The 21,766-nt window shown below is 64.4% G+C and carries 23 protein-coding genes and 1 tRNA gene; 4 read left to right on the top strand and 20 right to left on the bottom strand.

Annotated elements, in window-relative coordinates:
- The 15 genes from RBA40_RS09630 to RBA40_RS09560 all read right to left on the bottom strand — a co-directional run bounded on the left by RBA40_RS09630 (position 1) and on the right by RBA40_RS09560 (position 13,763).
- Positions 1-549, bottom strand: coding sequence for a DUF3261 domain-containing protein (locus tag RBA40_RS09630; RefSeq protein ID WP_306647707.1), 549 nt, complete (start codon positions 547-549; stop codon positions 1-3).
- Positions 542-2,905, bottom strand: a complete 2,364-nt coding sequence (locus RBA40_RS09625; protein WP_306647706.1) for an MMPL family transporter — start codon at positions 2,903-2,905, stop codon at positions 542-544. Before RBA40_RS09625 ends, RBA40_RS09630 begins: the two co-directional genes overlap by 8 nt.
- Positions 2,902-3,504 carry an outer membrane lipoprotein carrier protein LolA gene (locus RBA40_RS09620; protein ID WP_306647705.1) on the bottom strand — a complete coding sequence of 201 codons (603 nt, stop codon included), beginning with the start codon at positions 3,502-3,504 and terminating at the stop codon, positions 2,902-2,904. Before RBA40_RS09620 ends, RBA40_RS09625 begins: the two co-directional genes overlap by 4 nt.
- Positions 3,501-3,935, bottom strand: coding sequence for an acyl-CoA thioesterase (locus tag RBA40_RS09615; protein ID WP_306620729.1), 435 nt, complete (start codon positions 3,933-3,935; stop codon positions 3,501-3,503). Before RBA40_RS09615 ends, RBA40_RS09620 begins: the two co-directional genes overlap by 4 nt.
- Positions 3,928-5,484 (bottom strand): HAL/PAL/TAL family ammonia-lyase, encoded by a 1,557-nt coding sequence (locus RBA40_RS09610; RefSeq protein WP_306647704.1) that lies wholly within the window; start codon positions 5,482-5,484, stop codon positions 3,928-3,930. Before RBA40_RS09610 ends, RBA40_RS09615 begins: the two co-directional genes overlap by 8 nt.
- Positions 5,471-6,418, bottom strand: coding sequence for a lysophospholipid acyltransferase family protein (locus RBA40_RS09605; RefSeq protein WP_306647703.1), 948 nt, complete (start codon positions 6,416-6,418; stop codon positions 5,471-5,473). Before RBA40_RS09605 ends, RBA40_RS09610 begins: the two co-directional genes overlap by 14 nt.
- Positions 6,415-7,158 (bottom strand): glycosyltransferase family 2 protein, encoded by a 744-nt coding sequence (locus tag RBA40_RS09600; RefSeq protein WP_306647702.1) that lies wholly within the window; start codon positions 7,156-7,158, stop codon positions 6,415-6,417. The genes RBA40_RS09605 and RBA40_RS09600 overlap by 4 nt, the downstream gene beginning before the upstream one ends.
- Positions 7,159-7,162: 4 nt before the next feature.
- Positions 7,163-8,239, bottom strand: coding sequence for a class I SAM-dependent methyltransferase (locus RBA40_RS09595; protein ID WP_306647701.1), 1,077 nt, complete (start codon positions 8,237-8,239; stop codon positions 7,163-7,165).
- 13 nt (positions 8,240-8,252) lie between these two features.
- On the bottom strand, positions 8,253-9,986 hold the full coding sequence (locus tag RBA40_RS09590) for an ApeI family dehydratase (protein ID WP_306647700.1): 1,734 nt from the start codon (positions 9,984-9,986) through the stop codon (positions 8,253-8,255).
- On the bottom strand, positions 9,979-10,539 hold the full coding sequence (locus RBA40_RS09585) for a COG4648 family protein (RefSeq protein WP_306647699.1): 561 nt from the start codon (positions 10,537-10,539) through the stop codon (positions 9,979-9,981). The genes RBA40_RS09590 and RBA40_RS09585 overlap by 8 nt, the downstream gene beginning before the upstream one ends.
- Positions 10,540-10,541: 2 nt before the next feature.
- Positions 10,542-10,814 carry an acyl carrier protein gene (locus tag RBA40_RS09580; protein WP_229413486.1) on the bottom strand — a complete coding sequence of 91 codons (273 nt, stop codon included), beginning with the start codon at positions 10,812-10,814 and terminating at the stop codon, positions 10,542-10,544.
- 9 nt (positions 10,815-10,823) lie between these two features.
- Positions 10,824-11,078 (bottom strand): phosphopantetheine-binding protein, encoded by a 255-nt coding sequence (locus RBA40_RS09575; protein WP_099877909.1) that lies wholly within the window; start codon positions 11,076-11,078, stop codon positions 10,824-10,826.
- A complete protein-coding gene (locus tag RBA40_RS09570; RefSeq protein WP_306647698.1) occupies positions 11,071-11,844 on the bottom strand; it encodes a lysophospholipid acyltransferase family protein in 774 nt (257 codons plus the stop codon). The genes RBA40_RS09575 and RBA40_RS09570 overlap by 8 nt, the downstream gene beginning before the upstream one ends.
- Complete coding sequence (locus RBA40_RS09565; RefSeq protein WP_306647697.1) at positions 11,837-12,571, bottom strand: beta-ketoacyl synthase chain length factor; 735 nt, start codon at positions 12,569-12,571, stop codon at positions 11,837-11,839. The genes RBA40_RS09570 and RBA40_RS09565 overlap by 8 nt, the downstream gene beginning before the upstream one ends.
- Positions 12,572-12,986: 415 nt before the next feature.
- On the bottom strand, positions 12,987-13,763 hold the full coding sequence (locus RBA40_RS09560) for an SDR family oxidoreductase (RefSeq protein WP_054263022.1): 777 nt from the start codon (positions 13,761-13,763) through the stop codon (positions 12,987-12,989).
- A gap of 162 nt (positions 13,764-13,925) precedes the next feature.
- On the opposite strand from RBA40_RS09560, the gene RBA40_RS09555 reads away from it, so the two are divergent.
- A complete protein-coding gene (locus tag RBA40_RS09555) occupies positions 13,926-15,602 on the top strand; it encodes an electron transfer flavoprotein-ubiquinone oxidoreductase (RefSeq protein ID WP_306647696.1) in 1,677 nt (558 codons plus the stop codon).
- A 59-nt stretch (positions 15,603-15,661) separates the two neighbouring features.
- Here the strand turns inward: RBA40_RS09555 and RBA40_RS09550 are convergent, their stop codons facing one another.
- From RBA40_RS09550 to RBA40_RS09535, 4 genes are all read right to left on the bottom strand, one after another.
- On the bottom strand, positions 15,662-17,899 hold the full coding sequence (locus RBA40_RS09550) for a putative bifunctional diguanylate cyclase/phosphodiesterase (RefSeq protein WP_306647695.1): 2,238 nt from the start codon (positions 17,897-17,899) through the stop codon (positions 15,662-15,664).
- 165 nt (positions 17,900-18,064) lie between these two features.
- Complete coding sequence (locus RBA40_RS09545) at positions 18,065-18,730, bottom strand: amino acid ABC transporter permease (protein WP_306647827.1); 666 nt, start codon at positions 18,728-18,730, stop codon at positions 18,065-18,067.
- A gap of 15 nt (positions 18,731-18,745) precedes the next feature.
- Positions 18,746-19,558 (bottom strand): transporter substrate-binding domain-containing protein, encoded by an 813-nt coding sequence (locus tag RBA40_RS09540; RefSeq protein ID WP_306647694.1) that lies wholly within the window; start codon positions 19,556-19,558, stop codon positions 18,746-18,748.
- Between the two features lie 33 nt (positions 19,559-19,591).
- Positions 19,592-20,014 carry a hypothetical protein gene (locus RBA40_RS09535; RefSeq protein ID WP_306620698.1) on the bottom strand — a complete coding sequence of 141 codons (423 nt, stop codon included), beginning with the start codon at positions 20,012-20,014 and terminating at the stop codon, positions 19,592-19,594.
- 111 nt (positions 20,015-20,125) lie between these two features.
- Here RBA40_RS09535 and RBA40_RS09530 point away from each other — a divergent pair, with 111 nt between their 5' ends.
- The 3 genes from RBA40_RS09530 to RBA40_RS09520 all read left to right on the top strand — a co-directional run bounded on the left by RBA40_RS09530 (position 20,126) and on the right by RBA40_RS09520 (position 20,914).
- Complete coding sequence (locus RBA40_RS09530; protein WP_306647693.1) at positions 20,126-20,338, top strand: DUF3460 family protein; 213 nt, start codon at positions 20,126-20,128, stop codon at positions 20,336-20,338.
- A 63-nt stretch (positions 20,339-20,401) separates the two neighbouring features.
- A tRNA-OTHER gene (locus RBA40_RS09525) sits at positions 20,402-20,489 on the top strand.
- Between the two features lie 191 nt (positions 20,490-20,680).
- The gene (locus RBA40_RS09520) at positions 20,681-20,914 is read left to right on the top strand and encodes a hypothetical protein (RefSeq protein WP_306647692.1); all 234 of its coding nucleotides are present in this window, start codon (positions 20,681-20,683) and stop codon (positions 20,912-20,914) included.
- Between the two features lie 425 nt (positions 20,915-21,339).
- Here RBA40_RS09520 and RBA40_RS09515 read toward each other — a convergent pair whose 3' ends face one another.
- Positions 21,340-21,765 carry a hypothetical protein gene (locus RBA40_RS09515; protein ID WP_306647691.1) on the bottom strand — a complete coding sequence of 142 codons (426 nt, stop codon included), beginning with the start codon at positions 21,763-21,765 and terminating at the stop codon, positions 21,340-21,342.
- Position 21,766: the final 1 nt, after the last annotated feature.

Raw genomic sequence — 21,766 nt, 5'->3', positions numbered from 1 at the left:
TCAGGGCGCCGACTCGATGGTCAGGCGGTAATCGTAACGCAGGTTGTCGAGGATCACGGTGCCAGTCCAGCGCGGCATCTGCGTGTAGGTAATCGTGGCCACCACCGCGCCATCGAGGGTCAGGGTGCGGCGCAGGCCGGCGTCTTCGATGCGCCAGCCCTGCGGCAGGCTGCGGGCGATGGCGTCGGCCGGCCACAAGGTGAGCTGCATGTCTTCGAGTACGTCTTCGGCGCGCACCTGCTTGGGCAGCATCATGTGGCGCCACGACGTCAGTTCCTTGCCATCATAGCTCAGGCTCAGGACGCGCTGGCCGAAAGCCAGGCCGACCATCTGCACCTGCTGCGGGTCGACTTCGACCGCGGCATCGAGTTCGTCGATGCGGCCCTTGCGTTCGACCTTGAGGTGCTGCTGCACGCTGATGGTCGACTCCAGCGCTTGCGGCGCCAGCTTGATGCCGAGCCGCGCGATGGGCGCCGGCGGCGTGCTGCAGGCGGCCAGCAGCACGGCGGCCAGCAGCGGCGCAGCCAGGTGGAGGCGGGAATCACGCATGTTCATTTTCCTTGGTATTCGCAAAATAAGGGACCAGCAGCCACGCCAGCGTGGTCCCGATCAGCATCGTCAGCCCGAACGCCTGCAGCGCAGGGGTGCGGCTCAGGCCAAGCAAGCCGAAAGCGAGCAGCGTATTGGCCGCCGACAGGCCGACCGCCAGCCATGGCGTGGTATTGCGCCGGCCCGGGTGCTCCTGCATGAAGATGCCGTAGTCGACCACGACGCCGAGCAGCAGCATCAGTGCCAGCACGTGGAACAGTTGCAGCGCCTGGCCGGTGAGGCCGAGCACCGCCAGGGTGGCGATGCTCGCGACCGCGCTTGGCGCCAGCACACGCCAGGCGTTGCCGCGGTAGCGCGGATAGAGCAGCGCGAACACCACCGCGTACGCCCCCAGGACCACCCAGCCCATGTACTGGCGGTAGCGGCCCAGCACCGATGAAATCTCGGCTACCTTGTCGACCCACTGCACACCTTCCATGCCCTCGCCTGCGCGGCGCAACTCCGGCAGCGCGGCCATGCTCATGCCGCGCAGCGCGACGATGCTGGCGTGGACGCCGTCGATGTCGCCCAGCCACAGGTGGCGCCAAGGCTCGCTCGGCGGGGTCTTCAGGAATTCCGCGGGCGTGAGCGGCGCGCGCGGCGCCATCAGGTGCGCGCGGGTGGCGGCGCTCCAGGCACTGTCTTCTTCAATGGCCTTGGCCACCGCGTCGAGCGGACCGCCCGGCGCCAGCAGCTTGCTGTCAATCAGGGCGCGCCGTTCGAGCTGGGTGCGCACCGACGGCACCCAGTTCGACATCGCCTGGTAGCCGCCGATGCGTTTGGCGGCGATCAGCGGGTCGAGGCGGCGCTTGAGTTCTTCTTCACGCTGCAGCACGATTTCGGCGCTGGCGCCGCGCACCAGGAAGTACTGGACGGGCGTCGGCGCATCGAGCAGCTTGCTCAATTTGATCTGGTCGTCGATCAGATGCTTGGGCGGGTTCTGCAGCGAGCGGATGTCATCGTTGACGCCCAGGCGCGACCAGCCGAAACCCGCCACCGCCACGAACAGGGCCGCAATGACGAGCGTGCGCGCATTCATGCGCGCTTGCGGCCAGTGAGCCAGCGTGGCGCCGTAGCGGTGGGCCAGTGCACCGGTTGTCAAAGTGCCGCCGGAAACGAGCAGCGGGAACCAGCAAATGACCGTCAGCCAGGCGAACACCAGTCCGACCGCGGAGAACACGGCCATGTGACGCAGGCCGGGAAACGGCGTCAAGCCCAGGCCCATGTAGCCGATCACCGCCGCCAGCAACGTCAGGCACAGTCCCGGCAGCAGGCGCTTGAGCAGGCGCACCGAACCCTCGGCCGGATCGGCGCTCAGGCGGTTGCACAGGAAGTAGATGCCGTAATCCTGGGCCACGCCGATCAGGCTTGCCCCGAAGACGAGCGTGAGCAGGTGGATGCGGCCGAACAGCAGCCAGCACACCGATAGCGAACCGAGAAAGCCGATCCCGATCGACAGCAGCACCAGCGCGATCGGCCGCAGCGAGCGGAAGGTGAACCATGTCAGCAGCACGATGCCAGCCAGCGAGCCAAGGCCGATGGTGGACATTTCGCCTTCGGCCTGGCTGCTGGCGTTTGATGCATGCAGCACCACGCCGGCGGTGATCACCTTGGCCTGCGGGGCGGCCTTGAGCGCGGCCTGCTTGGCCCGTTCGAGCAGCGGCACCACGGTTTGCTGGGCCGTCATCGAGAATGCCGGCGCGCGCATGGTCAGCGGCATGAGCACGTACTGGCGCTCGCCGTCGGCCACGAACAGCTTGTCGTCGCGCGGACGCACCGGGGTTTCCTGCGCGCGTTCCTGGACCCAGCCGGAAAACAGGCCGAACGGATCGTCGCGGAAGGCGCCCAGTTTGGGACCGGAGAATGCGGAGTACAGCTTGGCCAGGGCGGCGTCGGTCCAGAATTGCGGGCTCGCGCTGCGCAGCTGCGCTTCCTGCTGCGCGGTGAGCAAAGCCACGCTGTGCTTCTGGAATGGCGCCAGCCAGTCGCCCTGGGTTTCGTCGGACAGCTTGACCGCTTCGAGCACGCCGGGCTGGCTGGCCAGCACGGCGTTGTAGGCGTCGGCGGCGCGCTTGGCGTCATCCCACTCGGCGGCGCCGACCAGCACGATCACGCGCTGCTGCGCGGCGTCGACCATGTGGGTGAACGACTCCTGCAGAACGCGGTCGCGCTCCTGCACCGGCAGCAAGGCCAGGATGTCGGTGTCGGGCACGATGCGCTGGACCACCCACAGATAGGCGTTATGCCCCAGCAGGGCGCACACCACCAGCGCCCAGAGCCAGGCCAGCCACTTGTGCCGCTTTACCTCGGGATTCACAGCAGCGCCGCCTCTTCAGCGGTGATGGCGCCCTCGCCTGTCTTGATCTCGGTGAAGACGATGAAGGTCTTGTCGCCGCTCGCTTCAACGATCTGGATATTCTTCACGTACGCGCCGCCATCGAGCGAAATGGCGCCGATGGCCTTGGCCAGTGCCGGCTGGCGCGCCTTGAGCGCGACGTTCCAGGTGCCGCCGTCAACACCGCCGTCGACCTCGAACAGGGTCTCGAGCTGGCCCAGGTCGCCCGACAGCAGCGAGAACAGCACGCTGTTAATCATGCGCACCGTCGGTTCCTGCTTCGCTTCGAGGCGCATCGCCACGCGCTCGCCCTGGAAGCTGACGATTTCGTCGCGCGTCAGGCGCAGGGTGTTCGGGAATGGTTTCAGGGTGCGCCACAGCACGCCCTTGCCCGCCACGACGCAAAAGCGGCCGTTCGAGGCGAGCGGTTTTTTCATGCCGGCCAGGTGCTTGGTCTGGTCGAAGCGGCCGCACAGGACTGTCGGCTTGGCCAGCAATGCCTGGATTTTGGCGATCGGCGCGCTAGCGCCGGCAACAGCGCAGGCGGCGCTGATGGCGAGGGCGAAGATGAAACGTTTCATGCGGGGCTTACTCCTAATTTTTCGAACAGCACGGGCGGCGACATGAAACACATCTCGCCGCTGGCGATATCGACGGCCACCTGGGTTGTGCTGGCGCGGTTCAGGCGCTTGCCGCTGGCCGCATCGCTGATCAGATAATCGATCTTCAGGCGGTTTTCGTATTCGACGATTTCGGCGCGCAGGGTCAGGCGCTGGCCGAACACGGCCGGCCCGATATAGCGCAGGTTCATGTCGATCACCGGCCAGGCGAAGCCCGACGCCTTCATCTGCTCGTAGTTGTAGTCGATCTTGTCGAGCAGCGTACAGCGCGCCACTTCGAGGTATTTGACGTAGTTGCCGTGCCAGACGATCTGCATCGGGTCCAGGTCGAAGAACTGGACCTGCATCTCGGTCTCGGCGAACCAGCGGCTCGGCAGCGCGCCCCTACGCATACAGGCTCCAGGCTTGCTCGCGCAGGCGCGCGATCAGCACGCGCAGCTCGGGCTCCAGGCGGCGGTCTTCGGCCACCGGGGCCACGTCTTCGCCCAGCTGGTCCATCATGTCCCGCAGCGCTTGCGGCGCCGGGTTTTCCGGATTGACGCGCAGGCGCAGCCACACGCCCTGGCGCACCGTGATCAAGAGCGCGGCGACAACCTGCTCGGTCAGTTCCAGCACGCGCAGGCAGTCGCGCGCGGCGATGGTGCCCATGCTGACCTTGTCCTGGTTGTGGCACTCGGTCGAACGCGAGAACACCGACGCCGGCATGGTCAGTTTCAGCGCTTCCGCGGTCCACGCCGAAGAACTGATCTGCAAGGCTTTCAGGCCGTGGTTGATGGCCGCGCGCGGCCCTTCGGCGCCCGACAGGTTGGCCGGCAGGCCGTGGTTGTAGCGGCTGTCGACCAGCAGCGCCATCTGGCGGTCCAGCAGGTCGGCCAGGTTGGCCACCGCATTCTTCATGCCGTCCATCGCAAAGGCGATATGGCCGCCGTAGAAATGCCCGCCGTGCAGCACGCGTTCGCCTTCGGCATCGATGATCGGATTGTCGTTGGCGCTATTGAGTTCATTTTCGATCGACTGGCGGAAAAACGGCAGCGCGTCGGCCAGCACGCCGATGACGTGCGGCGCGCAGCGGATCGAGTAGCGGTCCTGCAGGCGCTTGCCGTTGCGTTCGGCCTGGCCGACGTGCAGGTCCTGGCGCAGCCACGCGGCCACGCCCTGCATGCCGGCGTGCGGCTTGACCGAGAACAGGGTTTCGTCGAAGTGGTGCGCGTTGCCGTCGAGCGCGAACGAGGCCATGGCGGTGATGCGGGTGCACAGGCGCGTAAGGTACTCGGCGCGGTCGTAGGCCAGGCAGGCCAGCGCGGTCATGACGGCGGTGCCGTTCATGATCGCCAGCCCTTCCTTCGGACGCAGGCGCAGCGGCGTGATGCCGGCTTCCTTCAAGGCCTGGGCGGCCGGAACCTGCACGCCGTCGCGCCATACTTCGCGTTCGCCGCACAGCACCGCTGCCAGGTACGACAGCGGGGTCAGGTCGCCGCTGGCGCCGACCGAGCCTTCGCTCGGGATCAGCGGCAAGAGGCCGGCGTCGAGCAGGCGCGCGATCTGTTCCAGCAGTTCGACGCTCACGCCCGAAAAGCCCTTGGACAGCGACGCCAGGCGCGTGGCCATCACCGCGCGCGTTTGCGCGGGCGTGAGGTACTCGCCCAGGCCGCAGCCGTGATAGGTATACAGGTGATGCGGCAGTTCGGCCACCAGGTCGGGCGGAATCGATACCGTGCACGAGTCGCCGTAACCGGTGGTCACGCCGTAAATGGTGCCGTCCTCGCGCAGCAGGCGGTCGAGGAAGTCGGCGCCGCGCGCGATCGCCGCGCGGAACACCGGGTCGGGCGAGAGCACGGCGCTGGCGGTGCCGCGCGCGATATCGACGATATCTTCGATCGTCAGACGTTCGCGGTCGAATTGGACGGCGCGGCGGGTAGTGGTCAGGTCAGGATGCATCATTCTTGTCCAGATGGGGTAAATGCCAAAAATCGTAAAAGTTGAACCACTCGAGCGGGGAACGAATGCAGTGGTGCTGCAGGCGCGCCGCGAAGTCGCCGGCCACCTGGGCCAGGACTTCGTCGCGGCCCTTGCGCGGCAGGCGCACCGATTCGCGCAGCAGTTCGAAGTGCACTTCGTAGCCGCGTCCGACGCGGGTCGAGAACATCATGTAGAGCGGACATTGCAGGATCGAGGCCAGCACGTACGGCCCGACCGGAAAAGGCGCCTCAACGCCCAGGAACGGCGCCAGCGCCACGCGCGGGTCGGGCGAGACCGGCACGCGGTCGCCCGCGATGACGACGAACTCGCCCCGCCCTATCCGCTCCGACAGCATCATCGCGGTGGCCGGATTCATCTCGGTCACCTGCAGCAGATTGGTCTGGCTGCGCGGGTCGAGCGAGGCAAGCATGTTATTAAATGCTTGCGCGTGGCGCGTGTGCACCAGCACCGTCAGTTTCAGGCCCGGCACGTCGTTCGACAGCACGCGGCACAAGTCGGCGTTGCCCAGGTGCGTGCAGACCAGCACCGCGCCGCGCTTTTCGTCCAGCAGGCGACGCATCGGTTCCATGCCGAGGTGGCTGACCAGGTTCTTGTCGAACAGGCCGCCCCACAGCAGCATCTTGTCGAGAATGGCTTCGGCAAAGCTGCCGAAGTGGCGCAGCACGCCGTACCAGCCGTTTGGCGCCGGCGCGAAGGCGCGCACGCGGTCGAGATAATTCATCGAGGCGCGGCGTGCGGCCGGCTTGGTCAGCACGTACCAGGCCAGCACGGGATAGAGCACCACCCGGAACGGCCAGCGGCCGAACACGCGGCACACCCAGAACAACAGGCGCATGCCGCCCACGAAGCTCGATTCCGAGATCGCGGCCCAGTGGCTGGCGTGCAGCCTGGTCATGAGGCCCGCCATTTGCGCGCCAGCAGCTTCGGCAGGCGGATCAGCATGCCGAAGAACAGCACCGTATGCATGCGCGAAATGAGCACATTGTCGCGAAAGGCCATGAAGTGCGACACGCCGTCGCTCGGGTAGGTCACGCGCGTGGGCAGGTTCACTACCTGCATGTCGTCCCAGAACAGGCGCACCAGGATTTCGGAGTCGAAGTTCATGCGCTTGCCCAGCGAGCAGCGCGCCGCCAGCGCCACCACCGGCGCCACCGGATAGATGCGAAAGCCGCACATCGAATCGCGGATCGCGAAGGACAAGGTGTTAATCCAGATCCAGACGTGGGTCAGGTAGCGCGCGTACAGGCGATGCTTCGGTACCGACTGGTCGTACACCGGGCAGCCGGCGATGACCGCGTGCGGATGCAGGCGCGAGAGCGCCACGAAGCGGGGAATGTCGTCGGTGTTGTGCTGGCCGTCGGCATCGACCTGCAGCAAATGCGTGTAGCCAGCCTGCGCGGCGCTGCGAAAACCGGTCAGCACTGCCGCGCCCTTGCCCTGGTTGACGGCGTGGCGCTCCAGCACGACCGTGCCGGGATGCGCCGCCGCCAGCTGGTCGAGCACGCGCGCGCACGACGGCTTGCTGCCGTCGTCGACCAGTATGCACGGCAGGCCGTGAGCGAGCACCGCCTCGACCACGGCGCCGATGGCGTGCTCGTGGTCGTACACGGGGATCATCACGCAAGGCTTGAACATGCTGTTACTCCGCCCGGCCGAAGCGCAGCAGCGAGTGGCAGTAGCCGATGCCGTCGCGCGCGGTGAGCAGTTTGAGGCCGGCCGCTTCGGCCAGGCGCACGTAGTCGCCGCTCTCGTAGATCTTGCTGTTCCCGCTGGCCATGGCCGTGAAATACGGCGAGGTGTTGATCAGGCAGTAGGAAGCGATGTCGTAGCGCTGGCGGTCCCAGAAGGTGTCCATCACCAGCAGCTGGCCCTGCGGCGCCAGTGCCGCGGCGGCGCGCTGAAGGATGGTGGCAATCGCCGGCTCGGAGAAGCAGCTCAAAAATTGGCTCATCCAGATCACGTCCATCCCCGCCGGCAGCGCCACGGCCGCGTCGAGCAGGTCGGTCGGGTGCAGGTGCGCGCGTTCGCGCACGCCGGCCGTTTCCAGCGAGGTCGCGGCGACCGACAACTGGCGCGGCAAGTCGACCAGGTGCAGCTCGACGTCGGCGTTGTAGTCCAGCGCGACGCAGCTGAATTTGCCGGTGTTGGCGCCCACGTCCATCACCTTGCGCGGCGCGGTCGCAAACACGTCCGGCATGATCGAGGGGAAGGAGGTGTCCGAATAATAGTGGTCGAAGGCGAACCAGCTGGTCTTGGCCGGCTCCGACAGTTCCGACAGGCCCTGGTACAGCGTAGGCCATTCGCCCAGCGCTTTGAGGCCGATCGGCTTTTCGGCGTCGAGCGACTCGTCCAGCTTGAACAAGCCCTGGTAGCAGACATCGTGGTTGAAGTCGATGTTGATCTGGGTGATGCTGTCGGTGAGGACGCAAAAGCCAGCCTTGTCGAGCGCATAGCGGCCATCGTGCACGAACACCACGCCGGCCGACAGGCAGGTTTCCAGCACGACCTTGAGCGCGTATTCGGTCCAGCGGCCGGTACCCGCCATGTCGGCGATGGACAGCCCCGTTTCGCCGGCGTCGGCCAGCGTTTGCAGCATCCCGCGCTTCCACGCGTAACGCACGCACTGGAATACGACCGGGCCGAAGGCGATTTTTTGCGCTTCAAAACGGGCTTCAAAGGCAGTCTGGCGATCAGGGGAGAATTTTTTATCTAACATACGACGCTTTAGGTTAAGTACCAAACAGGATGCGACCGCCGGCGTGCTGCCCGGCGTCGGAGAAATAACGGAAATGCAGGGTGCCGCTGGCGCCGTCGGCGGCGCTGTCGTACTTGAGCTCAAGGTGGAACGGGGTGTCGGGCCTGACCACCTGCTGGAACTTGAGCGCATGGATGGCGCGAAACATTGGCGCCATCGCAAAGTGCTGGCGGCCGTAGCGGATCGCCCAGTCGACCTGCACCACGCCCGGCAGCACGGCGGCTTGGGTGAAGTGGCCGTCGAAGTAGAACAAGGTCGACGGCACGACCATTTCGAGCAGGGTGCGCTGCGCGTCCTGCTCCAGCAGGCGCACCTGCGGCACGCGCGGACGGGCGTCGCCCACGCCGAGCAGCGCAAGCAGCTGTGCGTGCGTGGTCTTGCCCTGGGCGTTGAGCGGCAATTGATCGAGGTAGCGCCAGCGGCGCGGCAGCGCGACCGCTTCCACCACGCGTCCGAGGTGAGCGCGCAGCAGCGCGTTGAGGGCCTGCTTGCCTTCGGCGTCGAGCAGTGCGCGCCCGCTGGCCGATGGAATCACGAACCCGGCCAGCACCTGGCGCTCGCCGGCCCGCTCGGGGCAGACGATCACGCGCGCTTCGCTGGCCAGGCCAGATGCCACCAGAGCGGCTTCGATGGCATCGAGCGAAATGCGTTTTTCTTCGATCTTGACCAGGCGGTCGCCGCGCCCGAGCAGCAGGAAGCGCCCGTCCGGCGCGGGGTTGACCCGGTCTTCCAGCGCCAGCCAGGCAGCGTCGCCCAGGTGGGGCGACTGCACTTCGAGGCGGCCGCTGTCGGGCGCGATGCGCCAGGCGACGCCGGGCAGCGCTTCCCATGCGCCGGGCGAGCCGGCGTGGTGGCGGCGCCAGGCCACGCCGCCGGTTTCCGAGCTGCCGTAGATTTCGGTCGGGATCTGGCCGAGCAGGTGGGCGGCCGCCACCGATGCGTCGGGCGCGAGCGGGCCGCCGGACGAAAGCACCGCGCGCAGGCAGGCTGCCGCCGCGCTCCAGTCCAGGTGGGCCGGCAAGCGTTTCAGGTGAGCCGGGCTGGCCACCAGCACGCAGGGACGCTGTCCGAGCATCTGCGCGAGCTGTTCGGGATAGGCCAGGCTGGCCGCGTGAATCGCACGGCCGGCGGCCAGCGGCCACAAGACCTTGAACAGCAGGCCGTAGATATGCTGGTGCGAGACGGTCGAGAAAATCTCGGCCTCGCCGATGGCGGGACCGAACAGCGCCTCGAGCGTGGCCACTTCGCTGGTGAGCTGCGAGAGTTGTTTCGGGATCGCCTGCGGCGCACCGGTGCTGCCGGAGGTATGCACCACCAGCGCCGGAAAGGCGCCATCAGGCCCGCTCCATGGCAGCGCGCAGGCGTCGTCAAGCGCCGGCTGCAGCGGCTTCCAGCGCGGCGCGAACTCGCCCAGGAAACAATCGACCGAGCGCGCCAGCGCGATGCAGCTGGCGTCGAGCGTGTCGGCGGTGAGCCACACGGTCTTACCGGCCTGCCAGGCGCCCACCAGCGCGGCGGCAAATTCAAGGCTGTCCTCGATGTACAGGGCGGCGTTGGTGCCGGAGGTACGCAGGGCCAGCGCGCGCCATGCTCCCACCCGCTCGCGCAGTGCGCCGATGGTGACGGGCGCGCGGACGCCAGCCACCTCACGCCAGCCGGCGATGGCGGCGCCATCGCGTGTACCGAGAACAGAAAACAGATCAACCATGATGCAATCGCTTAAAGCGCAGACGTACCAAAAATTCAGCGGCGAACAGTACGCCCATCAGACCGTACGCAATGACGCCGTTGTACAGCGACCAGACCTCTTGCGTGGCCCACAGTGCGGTGCCCAGCGCAATGGCGCCGTTCACCACGAAAAACACGCACCATACCTTGGTCACCGTGCGCGTGTACGCCACCGCCGCAGGCGGCAGGTCCGGCTCGCGCATGCGCGCGAAGCGTTCGACCATCGACACCGGCGTGGTAAGGGTGTAGGCAAATGCTCCCAACAAGGCGGCATTGACCAGCACCGGGTACAGTTTCAACGGCAGCATGGCGTTACCCATCACCGTGACGGCGGCCAGCGCCAGGGCGCCAGCGGCCGACCAGCGTGCAGCCAGGCTGACCTTCATGGCAGGCAGGCGCGCCAGGGCGGCCAGCACCAGCAGCACCGCAAGCCAGCGCGGCTCCACCCTCCCCTGCCCGTACCAGACGGCCAGCGGATAACACAGGGTGAGCACGACCGACATCGCGGCCAGCAGCCCCGCCAACAGGCGCATGCTTATAACGCCTGCTCCTCGACCAGATCGTCAAGCGCGTTGACCACGTCGCCGATGGTGCGGATGGTCTTGAACACTTCCGGCTGCAGGCGCTTGCCGGTCAGCTGCTTGAGCTTGACCGCCAGGTCGACTGCGTCGATGCTGTCGATATCGAGATCGGCGTACAGGTTCGAGTCGGCCGTCAACGAGGATTTATCGAGCTCGAACATGTCGGCCAGCAGATCGACAACCCACGCATACAGCTCGTCACGGCTCATATTGTTTACGTCTACCATACAAACTCCTTACTTTTTGCGGTGGGTTTCAATCAGGGCCGCCAGCGCGCGCACCGACGCGAAATGGCTGCGGGTGTCTTCCGAATCGGCCGACAGCGAAATGCCGTAACGCTTCTGCAGCGCGACGCCCAGTTCCAGCGCATCGATCGAGTCCAGGCCGAGGCCTTCGACGAACAGCGGCGCGGCGCTATCGATATCGTCGACGCTAATATCTTCCAGTTGCAGGACGTCGATGATCAGTTGTTTGACTTCTGTTTCAAGCATGGCCTTGGTACTCTCCAGTAAAAAATTGTTGCAGGTGATCCGTCAAATGACGCACCGCCATTACTTCGCTCACGCCGGCGCCAAGAAAGGTGCCGACCTCGATATCGTCTTTCACTTCAAGCCGGAACTGCACGAAACGCTCCGGCACGCGCCACCACTTGTCGCCCTTGCCGAGGGTCGGCGGCTGGCAGTCGATCAGCACCGGGGTCACGGCGCGTGCGCCGCGCACGGCGATGTTGGCGGCACCGCGTTTCAGGCTGATCGCGCCGCCGGCCGGGGTGCGCGTCCCTTCCGGGAAGATAATCAGGTTGTTCCCGGCACGCAGGGAGGCGATGCACGCCTCGACCAGCTGCTCGCCGCTGTCGTTGCTGATGTAGCCGGCGGCGCGCACCGGACCACGGGTGAACGGGTTATTCCACAGGTGACTCTTGACGATGCAGTCGGCGCGTTTCACGAACGCCATCAGGAACACGGTATCGATCAGCGACGGGTGGTTCGCGAGAATCAGCAGGCCACCCCGTTCGAGCTTTTCGAGCCCGATGAATTTATAGCGCAGCACACCGAGGCCGCGCATCAGGCCCACAAACCCGCGAAACGTCAGGCGCAGGACGGCGCGTGCCGCGGTGACGCGCGCGGCGCGCTCCCACACCACCAGCTGCAGCAGCGGAAAGACCGCGATGCGCAGCAGCAGGCCGCCGATACCGAAGGCGAGAAAACTGATGCCGGTGGCGAGCACGCGCCAGTAGCGGCCGATCCGGTCAAACATCGCGCGTCCAGGTCCAGCGCTGCACGCCCGCCTGGCGCACCAGGCTCGCGGCACCGCTCAACTGGAAATGCAGCACGTCCAGGCCACCGGGCTGGGTCGACACCGGCGCCGTGCCGTCGGCAGCGTCGCAGGCCAGGCCGATGGCGTCGGCGCCGGGCGCGGTCATCAGCCATGCCCACGCGTGCGGCTGCTCGTCGCAATCTTCGAAATGCGCGAGAGCCGCCGGCAGTGCGCAGTCGTACACCACCAGCAGGACCATGGGCGCGCCGTCGGCCAGCAGGCCGCAGGCTTCGACCACGCCATGTTCGACGCTCGCCGCGCCGGCCGACAGGGCCATGTGATTGGCGCGGTCGGTGCGTGCGATCGAGAACAGGCCGGCGCTGGCGTTATGCACGGCCAGGCCGAAGCCGGTCGGCGACATCGGCTCGCCCTGGGACAGCTCGCCCAGCAGGTCCACCGCGCGCGACACTTCACCATGCCGCGAACAGAAAACCGCGGCAATATCGGTGCGGCCGTCCAGGCAGCGGTAGGCCACCTCGAGCGCCATCTTGCCGAGGAAGCCGGCGCGCCGGCGCAGCATGGCAGGCATCGCGGACACGGCCGGATCGGGACCCTCACCGATCCTGACCGGCGCCTGTGCCCATCCGGCCCAGGCCTCGGCCGTTGCCAGTCCAGGCGCCCACGCCGAATGCGCAGCAATGGAAAACTTGAGGCCGTCTACTCGCATTTTGTTACTTATTTCTCTAAGGTACGTACAGCCTAAATTATAAACTGCCGGTAATGCTGGCTCCTAGAGGAATACTTCCATTCGAGAAACTAAAGTAGCGGCAAGCAACAGAAGGTCCGAATTGTCCCACTGTTACGGGATTTTATGCAAATAAAATATCTGATAAACAACAGAAGAGGCGCATTAGAGGGGATTGGGGAGCAATAAACGCGATGTCGACTGGTGCGCCGATAGCGCGAAACTGCAGGACTGCGTGTTGGGGACAAACGGAGAGGCGCGAATAATACCCGAAATCTGGCTTTAAATGCAAAACCGGGCTTTGTTCCCGGTTTTGCATTTGTTTGTTCATGGAGGCAGGGCCCAGGCTGGGCAGGCGATCCACGTGCGCGGCGTTGCACCGCGACGAACTTTTACTTTACTGCGCTGTCATACCATCATCGGCGGTGATGATCGCACCGTTGATGAAGTGGCTTTCCTCGGCCGCCAGCAACAGCAGCAAGCCGTCCAGGTCTTCCGGCTTGCCTGGACGCTTGCGCGGAAGCATGTCGATCAGTTTCTGGCCTTGTTCGGTGGCGAAATATTCTTCGTTGATTTCAGTGGATATATAACCAGGACAAATCGCATTGACGTTAATGCCATATTTACCCCACTCCACCGCCATGGCCTTGGTCATTTGCACCACACCAGCCTTGCTCATGCAATACACGCCAATTTGAGGCAGTACGCGCAGGCCGGCCACGGAGGCAATGTTGATAATACGATGCTGTTTTTTCGGATCGCCCTTGGCGCGCTGGATCATGCGCTTGGCCGCTTGCTGGGCCACGAAAAAGGCGCCGCGCAAATTGGTGTCCATAACGTAGGAGTAATCTTCCGGCGTCACGTCGATCAGGCGCTGGGTCGTCGAAACACCCGAGTTGTTAACCAGTATGTCGATCGGGCCGGCTTCGGTTTCGGCGTGCGCAATGGCCGACTTGATGCTGGCCAGATCGGTCACGTCGAGCGAGACCACGTGCGCGGCGCCGCCGTCGGCTTCGATTTCGGCACGCAGCTCCTTGAGGCGGTCGGTGCGGCGCGAGGCCAGCACGACCTGGGCGCCGGCGCCAGCGAGGGCCTTGGCGAAACGCGCGCCCAGGCCGCTCGATGCGCCGGTAATCAGTGCGATTTTTCCTTCGAAATTTACTTCAATACCCACGATCGGCTCCTGTGCGGTGGTCTTGCGAAAGCATAATGATGTCACAAATTGCCAGTATTAGATGGCAGCGTCTAATATTGTCCGTAAAATGGCGCCAAAGTTGCAATCCTCGACAAAAAGCCGCACACTCGTGCTTAAATTTTTCTATCCCATGATGAGACCATGACAGAGCCTATCAACATCCTCGAACAATACGGTCCGCGCGAAGCAATGGAGTACGACGTCGTCGTCGTCGGCGGGGGGCCTGCCGGCCTGTCCGCCGCCATCCGCCTGAAACAGATGGCGGCCGAAAAGGGCCAGGAAGTGTCCGTTTGCGTGCTGGAAAAAGGCGGCGAAATTGGCGCGCATATCCTGTCCGGCGCCGTGATGGACCCGCGCGCACTGACTGAACTGATTCCGAACTGGAAGGAACTCGGCGCGCCGCTCAATACGGCCGTGACCGAAGACCGCATCCTGTTCCTGACTGAAACCAAGGCCTACCAGACCCCCGCCTTCATCACCCCGGCCTGCTTTGAAAACCACGGCAATTACGTGATTTCGCTGGGCAATGTGGTGCGCTGGATGGGCCAGCAGGCCGAGGCGCTCGGCGTGGAAATCTTCCCGGGCTTCGCAGCCGCGGAAATTCTGTACAACGAGAATGGCTCGGTCAAGGGCGTAGCGACCGGCAATATGGGCGTGGACCGCCACGGCAAGCCGACGTCAGCCTTTCAGCTCGGCATGGAACTCCATGCCAAGTACACCTTGTTCGCCGAAGGCTCGCGCGGTCACCTCGGCAAGCAGCTGATGGTCAAGTACGACCTGAACAAGGGCAAGGATCCGCAGTCGTACAGCATCGGCATCAAGGAATTGTGGGAAATCGATCCGGCCAAGCACAAGCCGGGCCTGGTCATCCACACCACCGGCTGGCCGCTCAAGTCGGATACCTATGGCGGTTCTTTCCTGTACCACATGGAAAACAACCAGGTCATGGTCGGCTATGTGATCGGCTTGTCGTACGAGAATCCGTATCTGTCGCCGTACGAAGAATTCCAGCGCTACAAGACGCACCCGGAAATCCGCACCTTCTTCGAAGGCGGCAAGCGCATTTCGTACGGCGCGCGCGCGATCACGGCCGGCGGCCTGCAAGCCTTGCCGAAGCTGGTGTTCCCGGGCGGCGCGCTGATCGGCTGCGAAGCGGGCTTCCTGAACATGAGCCGCATCAAGGGCAGCCATGCGGCGATCAAGACCGGCATGCTGGCGGCCGAATCGGCCTTCGCGGCACTGGGCGAGCAGCGCCAGCACGACGAGCTGGCGAGCTTCCCGACCGCGTTCGAGCAATCCTGGCTGCATGAGGAATTGCACGTGGCGCGCAACGTCAAGCCGTGGCTGTCGAAAGGCCTGTACCTGGGCTCGATCATGACCGGCATCGACCAGCTGATCTTGCGCGGCAAGGCGCCATGGACCCTGCACCGCGATTACGGCGACCATGAATGCCTGAAACCGGCGGCAAACTATGCGCCGATCGCGTATCCGAAGCCGGATGGCAAGCTGACCTTCGACCGGCTCTCGTCGGTGTTCATTTCGAACACCAACCACGCCGAAGACCAGCCGGTTCACCTGACGCTCAAGAATGACAGCATTCCGGTGTCGGTGAACCTGGCGCAGTATGCCGGGCCGGAGTCGCGCTACTGCCCGGCGGGCGTGTATGAGTACGTCAAGACCGACGAAGGCAAGGACCGCCTGCAGATCAATGCGCAGAACTGCGTGCACTGCAAGACCTGCGACATCAAGGACCCGACCCAGAATATCGTGTGGGTGACGCCGGAAGGCGGCGGCGGGCCGAATTACCCGGGGATGTAAGCCCGGGCGACTGCCTCAGCTCCGTCGTTCCTGGCACTGCCGGAAACGACGGACTGCCTTCAATGCGGCAAACGCGGTATCCCCGCGGCCGCCATCGCTTCAAATTCCTGCGCCGGCATCGGCCGCGCAAACACATAGCCCTGCGCAAAGTCGCACCCGGCATCGACCAGCAGCGCCCGCTGCACCTTGGTCTCCACCCCTTCCGCCACCACTTTCAGCCCCAGCTTGTGCGCCATGACAATAATGGCTTCGCACAGCGCCAGGTCGCCCACATCGTTTTCCAGGGTGGCCACGAAGGATTGGTCGATCTTCACGTAATCGATGTCGAAGCGCTTGAGGTGCGACAGCGAGGAGTACCCCGTGCCGAAGTCGTCCAGCGCCACCTGCAGCCCCATCGCGCGGACCTGGCGCAGGCGTTCGATGACCTGGTTCGCCGCTTCGAACAGCACCCCCTCGGTGATTTCGATGACGATGCTGTGCGCCGGCAGGCCCAGCTCGTTCATGTAATCCAGCCAGTTCAGGTACAGGTCGGCATCGCGCCGGAACTGGACCGGCGACTTGTTGACGCTGACCTGGAACGAGGGATCGATGCTGTGCTGCCAGCGCTGCACCTGCTGCGCCACTTCGCGAAACACCCAGTCGCCGATCTCGACAATGAGCCCGTTCGACTCGGCGAACGGGATGAATTCGGCCGGTCCCAGCAGCCCGCGGGTTGGATGGCGCCAGCGCAGCAGCGCTTCGGCCTTGTGCACGGCACCGGTCTGCAGCGACACGATGGGCTGGTAGACGATCTCGAACTGGCGCAGCGCAATGGCTGCGCGCAAGTCGTCGGCAATGCTCTGGCGCGCCTGGGCGGCGTGCTGCAGGCCGGGCGTGAAATAGCTGAACTGGTGGCCGCCCGCGTTTTTGGCGGCGTACCTGGCGCGGTCGGCGCGCTCGACCAGCTGGTCGATATCGCGCGCGTCCGGCGGGTACAGGGCAATGCCGATGCTGGCCGACACAAAGGCCTTCTCGCCGCCCAGCTCGAACGGCAGGGCCAGCGCCGCGATCATGGCGTGGGCAATGCGCTCGACGCTGCCGATATGGTCGAGCCCGGACAGGATCACCGTGAACTCGTCGCCGCCCTGGCGCGCCAGGGTGTCGCTCGAGCGCACGCAGTTGGCGATGCGGCGGCTCGCTTCGACCAGCACCAGGTCGCCGCACGCATGGCCGAGGCGGCCGTTAACCTCCTTGAAGTGGTCGAGGTCGATGAACAGCAGCGCCAGGAAATCGGCGCCGCGGTCGGCCTTGCGTGTCTCGTGGCGCAGCCGGTCCATGAACATGTGGCGGTTGGGCAGCCCGGTGAGCGTGTCGTAGTTGGCCTGGTGCCAGATCAGTTCGGTTGACTGCTTGTGCTCGGTAATGTCGGTGACCAGCGCCAGCGCGCCGAGGCAGGCGCCGTCGGCGTCGAGGATGGGGCTGGTCGACATGGAAGTCCAGACCACCCTGCCATCCTTGCCGATGAAGCGGTATTCCTGGGGCGCGGGCACGCCCTGGGCGCGCTCGGCGATGCAGTGTTCGAGCATGGCGATGCCGTCGTCGTCCATGAACGAGAGCAGCGGGCGCGCCAGCATCTCTTCGATGCTGTAGCCGAGGATGTGCGCCATGCGCGGGTTGACGAAGGTGGTGTTGGCAGCGGCGTCGACTTCCCAGATGCCTTCGCCGGCGCTGTGGACGATGCGGCGCAAGCGCTCCTCGCTGCGTTCGAGCGCGGCCAGCCTGCCTTCGGCGCGCTCCACGATCAGGCGGCAGGCCTGGCCGCTGCCGTCGGCGCTGCCGTGCAAGGTGACGTCGACGCCGCCCTTGTCCGCCGCGCGCAACCGCAGGCGGCAGATTTCGCCGGTGTCGCTGTTGAGGGCGCGGGTGAAAAAGCAGTCGAAATCGGGCAGGAAAGCGGGGACCACGAAGGCGCGGAAATGGTGCAGTCCGGGATTGGCGCGCGCCACGCCCAGCATGGTGGCGCCAACCAGGTTCACCTTCAGCAAGGTGGTGTCGAAGGCCAGCAGGCAGTAGCCGACGGGGGCGAGCAGATACAGGTCGCCCGAGCGCGCCAGGTCTTCTTCGTGGCGCAGGCGTTCGATGGTCACGCCGCTGCCATCGGCGGGAGGCGCCTGCAGCGCGCCGCGCGCCAGAATGGGCAAGGCGGCCGGCTCGACGGGGTCGTAGGCAAAGGCGCTGCCGGGCAAGGCGCGGTCGGCGCGGCGGGCACGCGTCGGCGCGGAGCCCCCCTGTGCTGCCGGATCGTGATCGTTGTCCATGTCACCTCGCACACATTGCACACGCCAGCGGACACCTGCCACGCACCGGCGCGCAACGGCGCACAACGGAGAGTGGAAGCACTGTGGACTAGACTAGCATGGGCGTGGGCGCCATGTCGAGCGCCAGCGCCGATCGCGCCGCAGATTCACGGGCGCGGCACGACGCTAACGGTGCGCGCGGTTCAGGCGCCGCTCAAGATAGCGCTGCAGCGCCTCGAACAGCAAGCTCAGGCACCAATAAATCAGGGCGGCGGTCATATACAGCGGCAAGGGATTGGCGCTGCCGGCGACCGCTTCCTTGGTTGCAAGCATGAGCTCGCTAATGGTGACGACCGAAACCAGCGAGGTATCCTTGATCAGGCTGATGAGGGTATTGCTCATCGACGGCACGGCCACGCGCAGCGCTTGCGGCAGCACCACGTGATACAGCGTGGACCAGTAGCCCAGGCCGAGGCTGAAGCTGGCGCGCCACTGGCCCTGGCTCACGCCCAGCACGGCGCCGCGCAGGCTCTCCGAGAGGAAGGCGCCGGCATTGAGCGACAGCGCCAGCACGCCCGCCACCACCGGCGGGAAGTCGATGCCGATGCTGGGCAGCCAGTAATAGATGACGTACAGCTGCACCAGCAGGGGCGTGCCGCGCATCGCGCTCACGTACAGTTCGGCCGGCGCGCGCACCAGCTTCCAGCGCGACAGGCGCATCAGGGCCGTGGGAAAGCCCAGCGCCAGCCCGCCGACCATCGAGGCCAGCGCAAAGATCACGGTGTAGCCGGTGCCCTTGAGCATCGAGGGCGCGGCGTCGCGCAAGAGTTCGGCCAGCGCAGCCCAATCCATCAACACCGGCCCCGATCAGGGCTGCGCGGCCGGGCGGCTGACGTCGCTGCCGAACCACTTGAGCGACAGTTTCGCGAGGCTGCCGTCGGCCTGGGCCTCGGCCAGCGCGCGGTTCAGCGCGGCCTTGAGCAGGGGATTGCCTTTGCGGACAGGAATACCCATGCGCTCGACGTTGCCGACGCGCGCACCGGCCTGGATCGGCAGCTTGGAATGCTTGAGCAGGTAAGCGACCATCAGGCTGTCGTTGAGGGCGGCGTCGATGCGGCCGAACGCCAGGTCCTGCAAGGTTTCCGGCGCGGCCGGATAGCTGCGCACCTCGACGCCGGGCACGGCCTTGGCTTGCTGCTCATAGACGCTGCCCTGCCCCACGCCCAGTTTCTTGCCCTTGAGGTCGGCCAGGGTGGCGTAGGTCGCCTTTTCGTTCTTGCGCACGATCAGTTGCGGGTTCGAATAGGTGTACGGCTCGGAAAAATCGAAGGTTTGCTCGCGCTTGGGATTGATGCCCACCTGGCTGACGGCCACATCGAACTTGCCGGCGGCCAGGCCGGCCAGGATGGCGCCCCACTCGGTCGTGATGAACTCGGGCTTCAGGCCCAGGCGCGCCGCCAGCAAGGTGGCGACGTCGACGTCGTAGCCAGCCAGCTGGTTGGTTTTCAAGTCATTGAAATTGAACGGCGGATAGGTGCCTTCCATGGCGATTTTCAGCGTGCCGCGCGCCTTGGCGCTGGTGAGCAGGTCGGCGGCGGCGGCCGGCATGGCCAGGGCGGCGCCAATCAGTCCAAGGGTCAAGGTCAGGGTCAGGCTGCGGCGACGGAAATGAATAGGCATGAAGGCGGCAATATGATGGAAAAGAAATGCAGTTTAGCGCGAATAGCTGGCCTTACGGTGGCGCCCGCCAAAATTGTGGCCGACCACCAGAGTCGTGCTGGCGACCAGGGTCGACAGTCCAATGATGAGCTGCACCAGTTTATCGTCCGGCAGCACCCACAATTGGCCCTGCGGCGCCTCGACTCCGGTGGCGGCCATGATCAGGGGCGCGATCCAGGCGGCATCGTCGTCGACATCGAGAATGACGGCGTCGGCGCTGGTCTGCATATAGATATTGCCGCCCTCGGCCAGGGTGAAGCAGACGCCGTAGCCGGTTTCGTGCGGGGCGATGTGTTCGGTCAGGCTTTGATTGTGCTCGTCGATCCACAGTTCGACGTCTTGCGGGGTTTCGAGTGCGGTCCAGGGGCGCGGGCGAAAGCGCGGCGCCGGCGCTGGCTCGGGTGTTTCTGAGTTCATTGCGTCCTGAGAGTGAGCGTTTAACGGCGCGTATCGTACGGTATTTTCCGCCGCGCGTACATGGAACCAGCGCGCGCACCGGTGGTCATAGTAGCGTTAACGGGAGGATTGATGATGAAGCATACCGGGAAATATCACCGGCCGGGCGGCGCTTATGTGTCCGAATTCGAAGAATTCATGCATGGTTTCCTGGCGCAGCATCCAGAGGTGGAAGAGGACCGCCGGCGCGGCTGGGACATCTGGTGGGATCACCGCGTCGATCTCGATGAGCTCGACAAGCAGCGCGAGAACGAGTTGCGGGTCAAGCCGTACGTGTACGAGTAGGCCCAGTCATTGGCCGATTAAAATATTTGTTGCAATTCAGAATTTTTTCGGTAAGATGTAGATGCGGGGTTCGCTTATTTGGTAAAGCCCAGTCAGGAGCGTCTCAGACCGATTGACTGATAACCAGGTTCGATTCCTGGACCACGCACCAGTTTAGACCTCCACAGACCGTTCCAGACCCAATAAAATCAACGAGTTAGCAAAATCGTGCGGTCTGGAAAGGTGCAAAACTGGCCCCAGTTTCGCCAAAATTTCGCCAAATTTTCTTCGCTCTGACGCATTTGAGGATGCTCAAAGTCTAAGGTGGATGGCTTAGTAGAGTCGATGCAGGAGGACTCGCCCATGAACGACCGACGCCAAGACCGCACGACTGCCGCCCTTATCCTGGAAGCGCTGCACATGAAACGAGCTTTCGACGAGGATGCCGCGCTGAAGCTTTTGCACCGGAAAAAGGTTCCAGAAGACCTAGCGCGCTCGGCCCTGGTCGGGCCGTTCGAGCGCCGCCAAGTGTTTAGGCGGCAGACAATTAGGCTACTTGGTGAGCTCGGCCGGCTGCCCCGGCGTGATCTGAACTGACCATTCCTGCAGGAGCGTTACCGCGCTTGCATCGCCCTGACTGCCTTGGCGCTCCAGCCCGCGAAACAGAATCCGGTGGGCGCGGCAGGACGATAGCGCCTTCTTCGCCCGCAAAAAATTGAAAGCCGTACCGCAACCCGCGCTCTTGCAAGCAGCGGGTTGGGTACGGCTTTTTTTGTTTAATAAAGAAGAGCTTGGGAAATGGTCGATCCAGCTACGCATCAGCCCGTGTACGGTTGTCGGCACTGACCCCGTGCCCCGTGCCGAATGCCGAAAGTACGGCTGAGTACGTGTCTGAATGTCGGCACTGACCCCGTGCCTGCTCAAATGAGATATGGCAGGCAGCCGTCTGCCGTTGTAGACGAGACCGTCTGAATGTCAGACTTGGCCCCCGTCACGCTGCCTCCATCCCCAAGTCCCTTGTTTCACGGCTCATGGCAATTTTGCTCAAGGAACTTCGCCACCTGCGGAGACAAACGAACTCTCTTCTTTAAAATGTTGGTATTAGCACAAGAAAGATTGAAAGCCCCATTTTTCGGAATCATCATGACACGCGTATCGCTCTGATCGTCCACCAGCACCCACAAGTAAGGTGAACTCGCTTTTCCTGTTGGCAGCCCGAGCGCAGCGTATGGCAACTCCGTAGAGGCGCTAGATATAAAAGGTGTGCTAGCAGTTGAATCACCTCTATGCTTAGCTTCCAATTCTTGAAGCACCCGCCACTTTTCGCCCTGACCCAGTTCACCACCAGGCAACACTACAAAAAAATAATAGGATATTCCTACGCTCAGGATGAGAGCTACTCCGATCAGCACCCACTCAAATTTTCCTAACTTCTTCATATTCGTCATT

Source organism: Massilia pseudoviolaceinigra (genome assembly GCF_030846505.1).
Taxonomy (GTDB): Bacteria; Pseudomonadota; Gammaproteobacteria; order Burkholderiales; family Burkholderiaceae_D; genus Telluria_A; species Telluria_A violaceinigra.
This window is presented reverse-complemented; position numbering and strand designations above follow the sequence as displayed.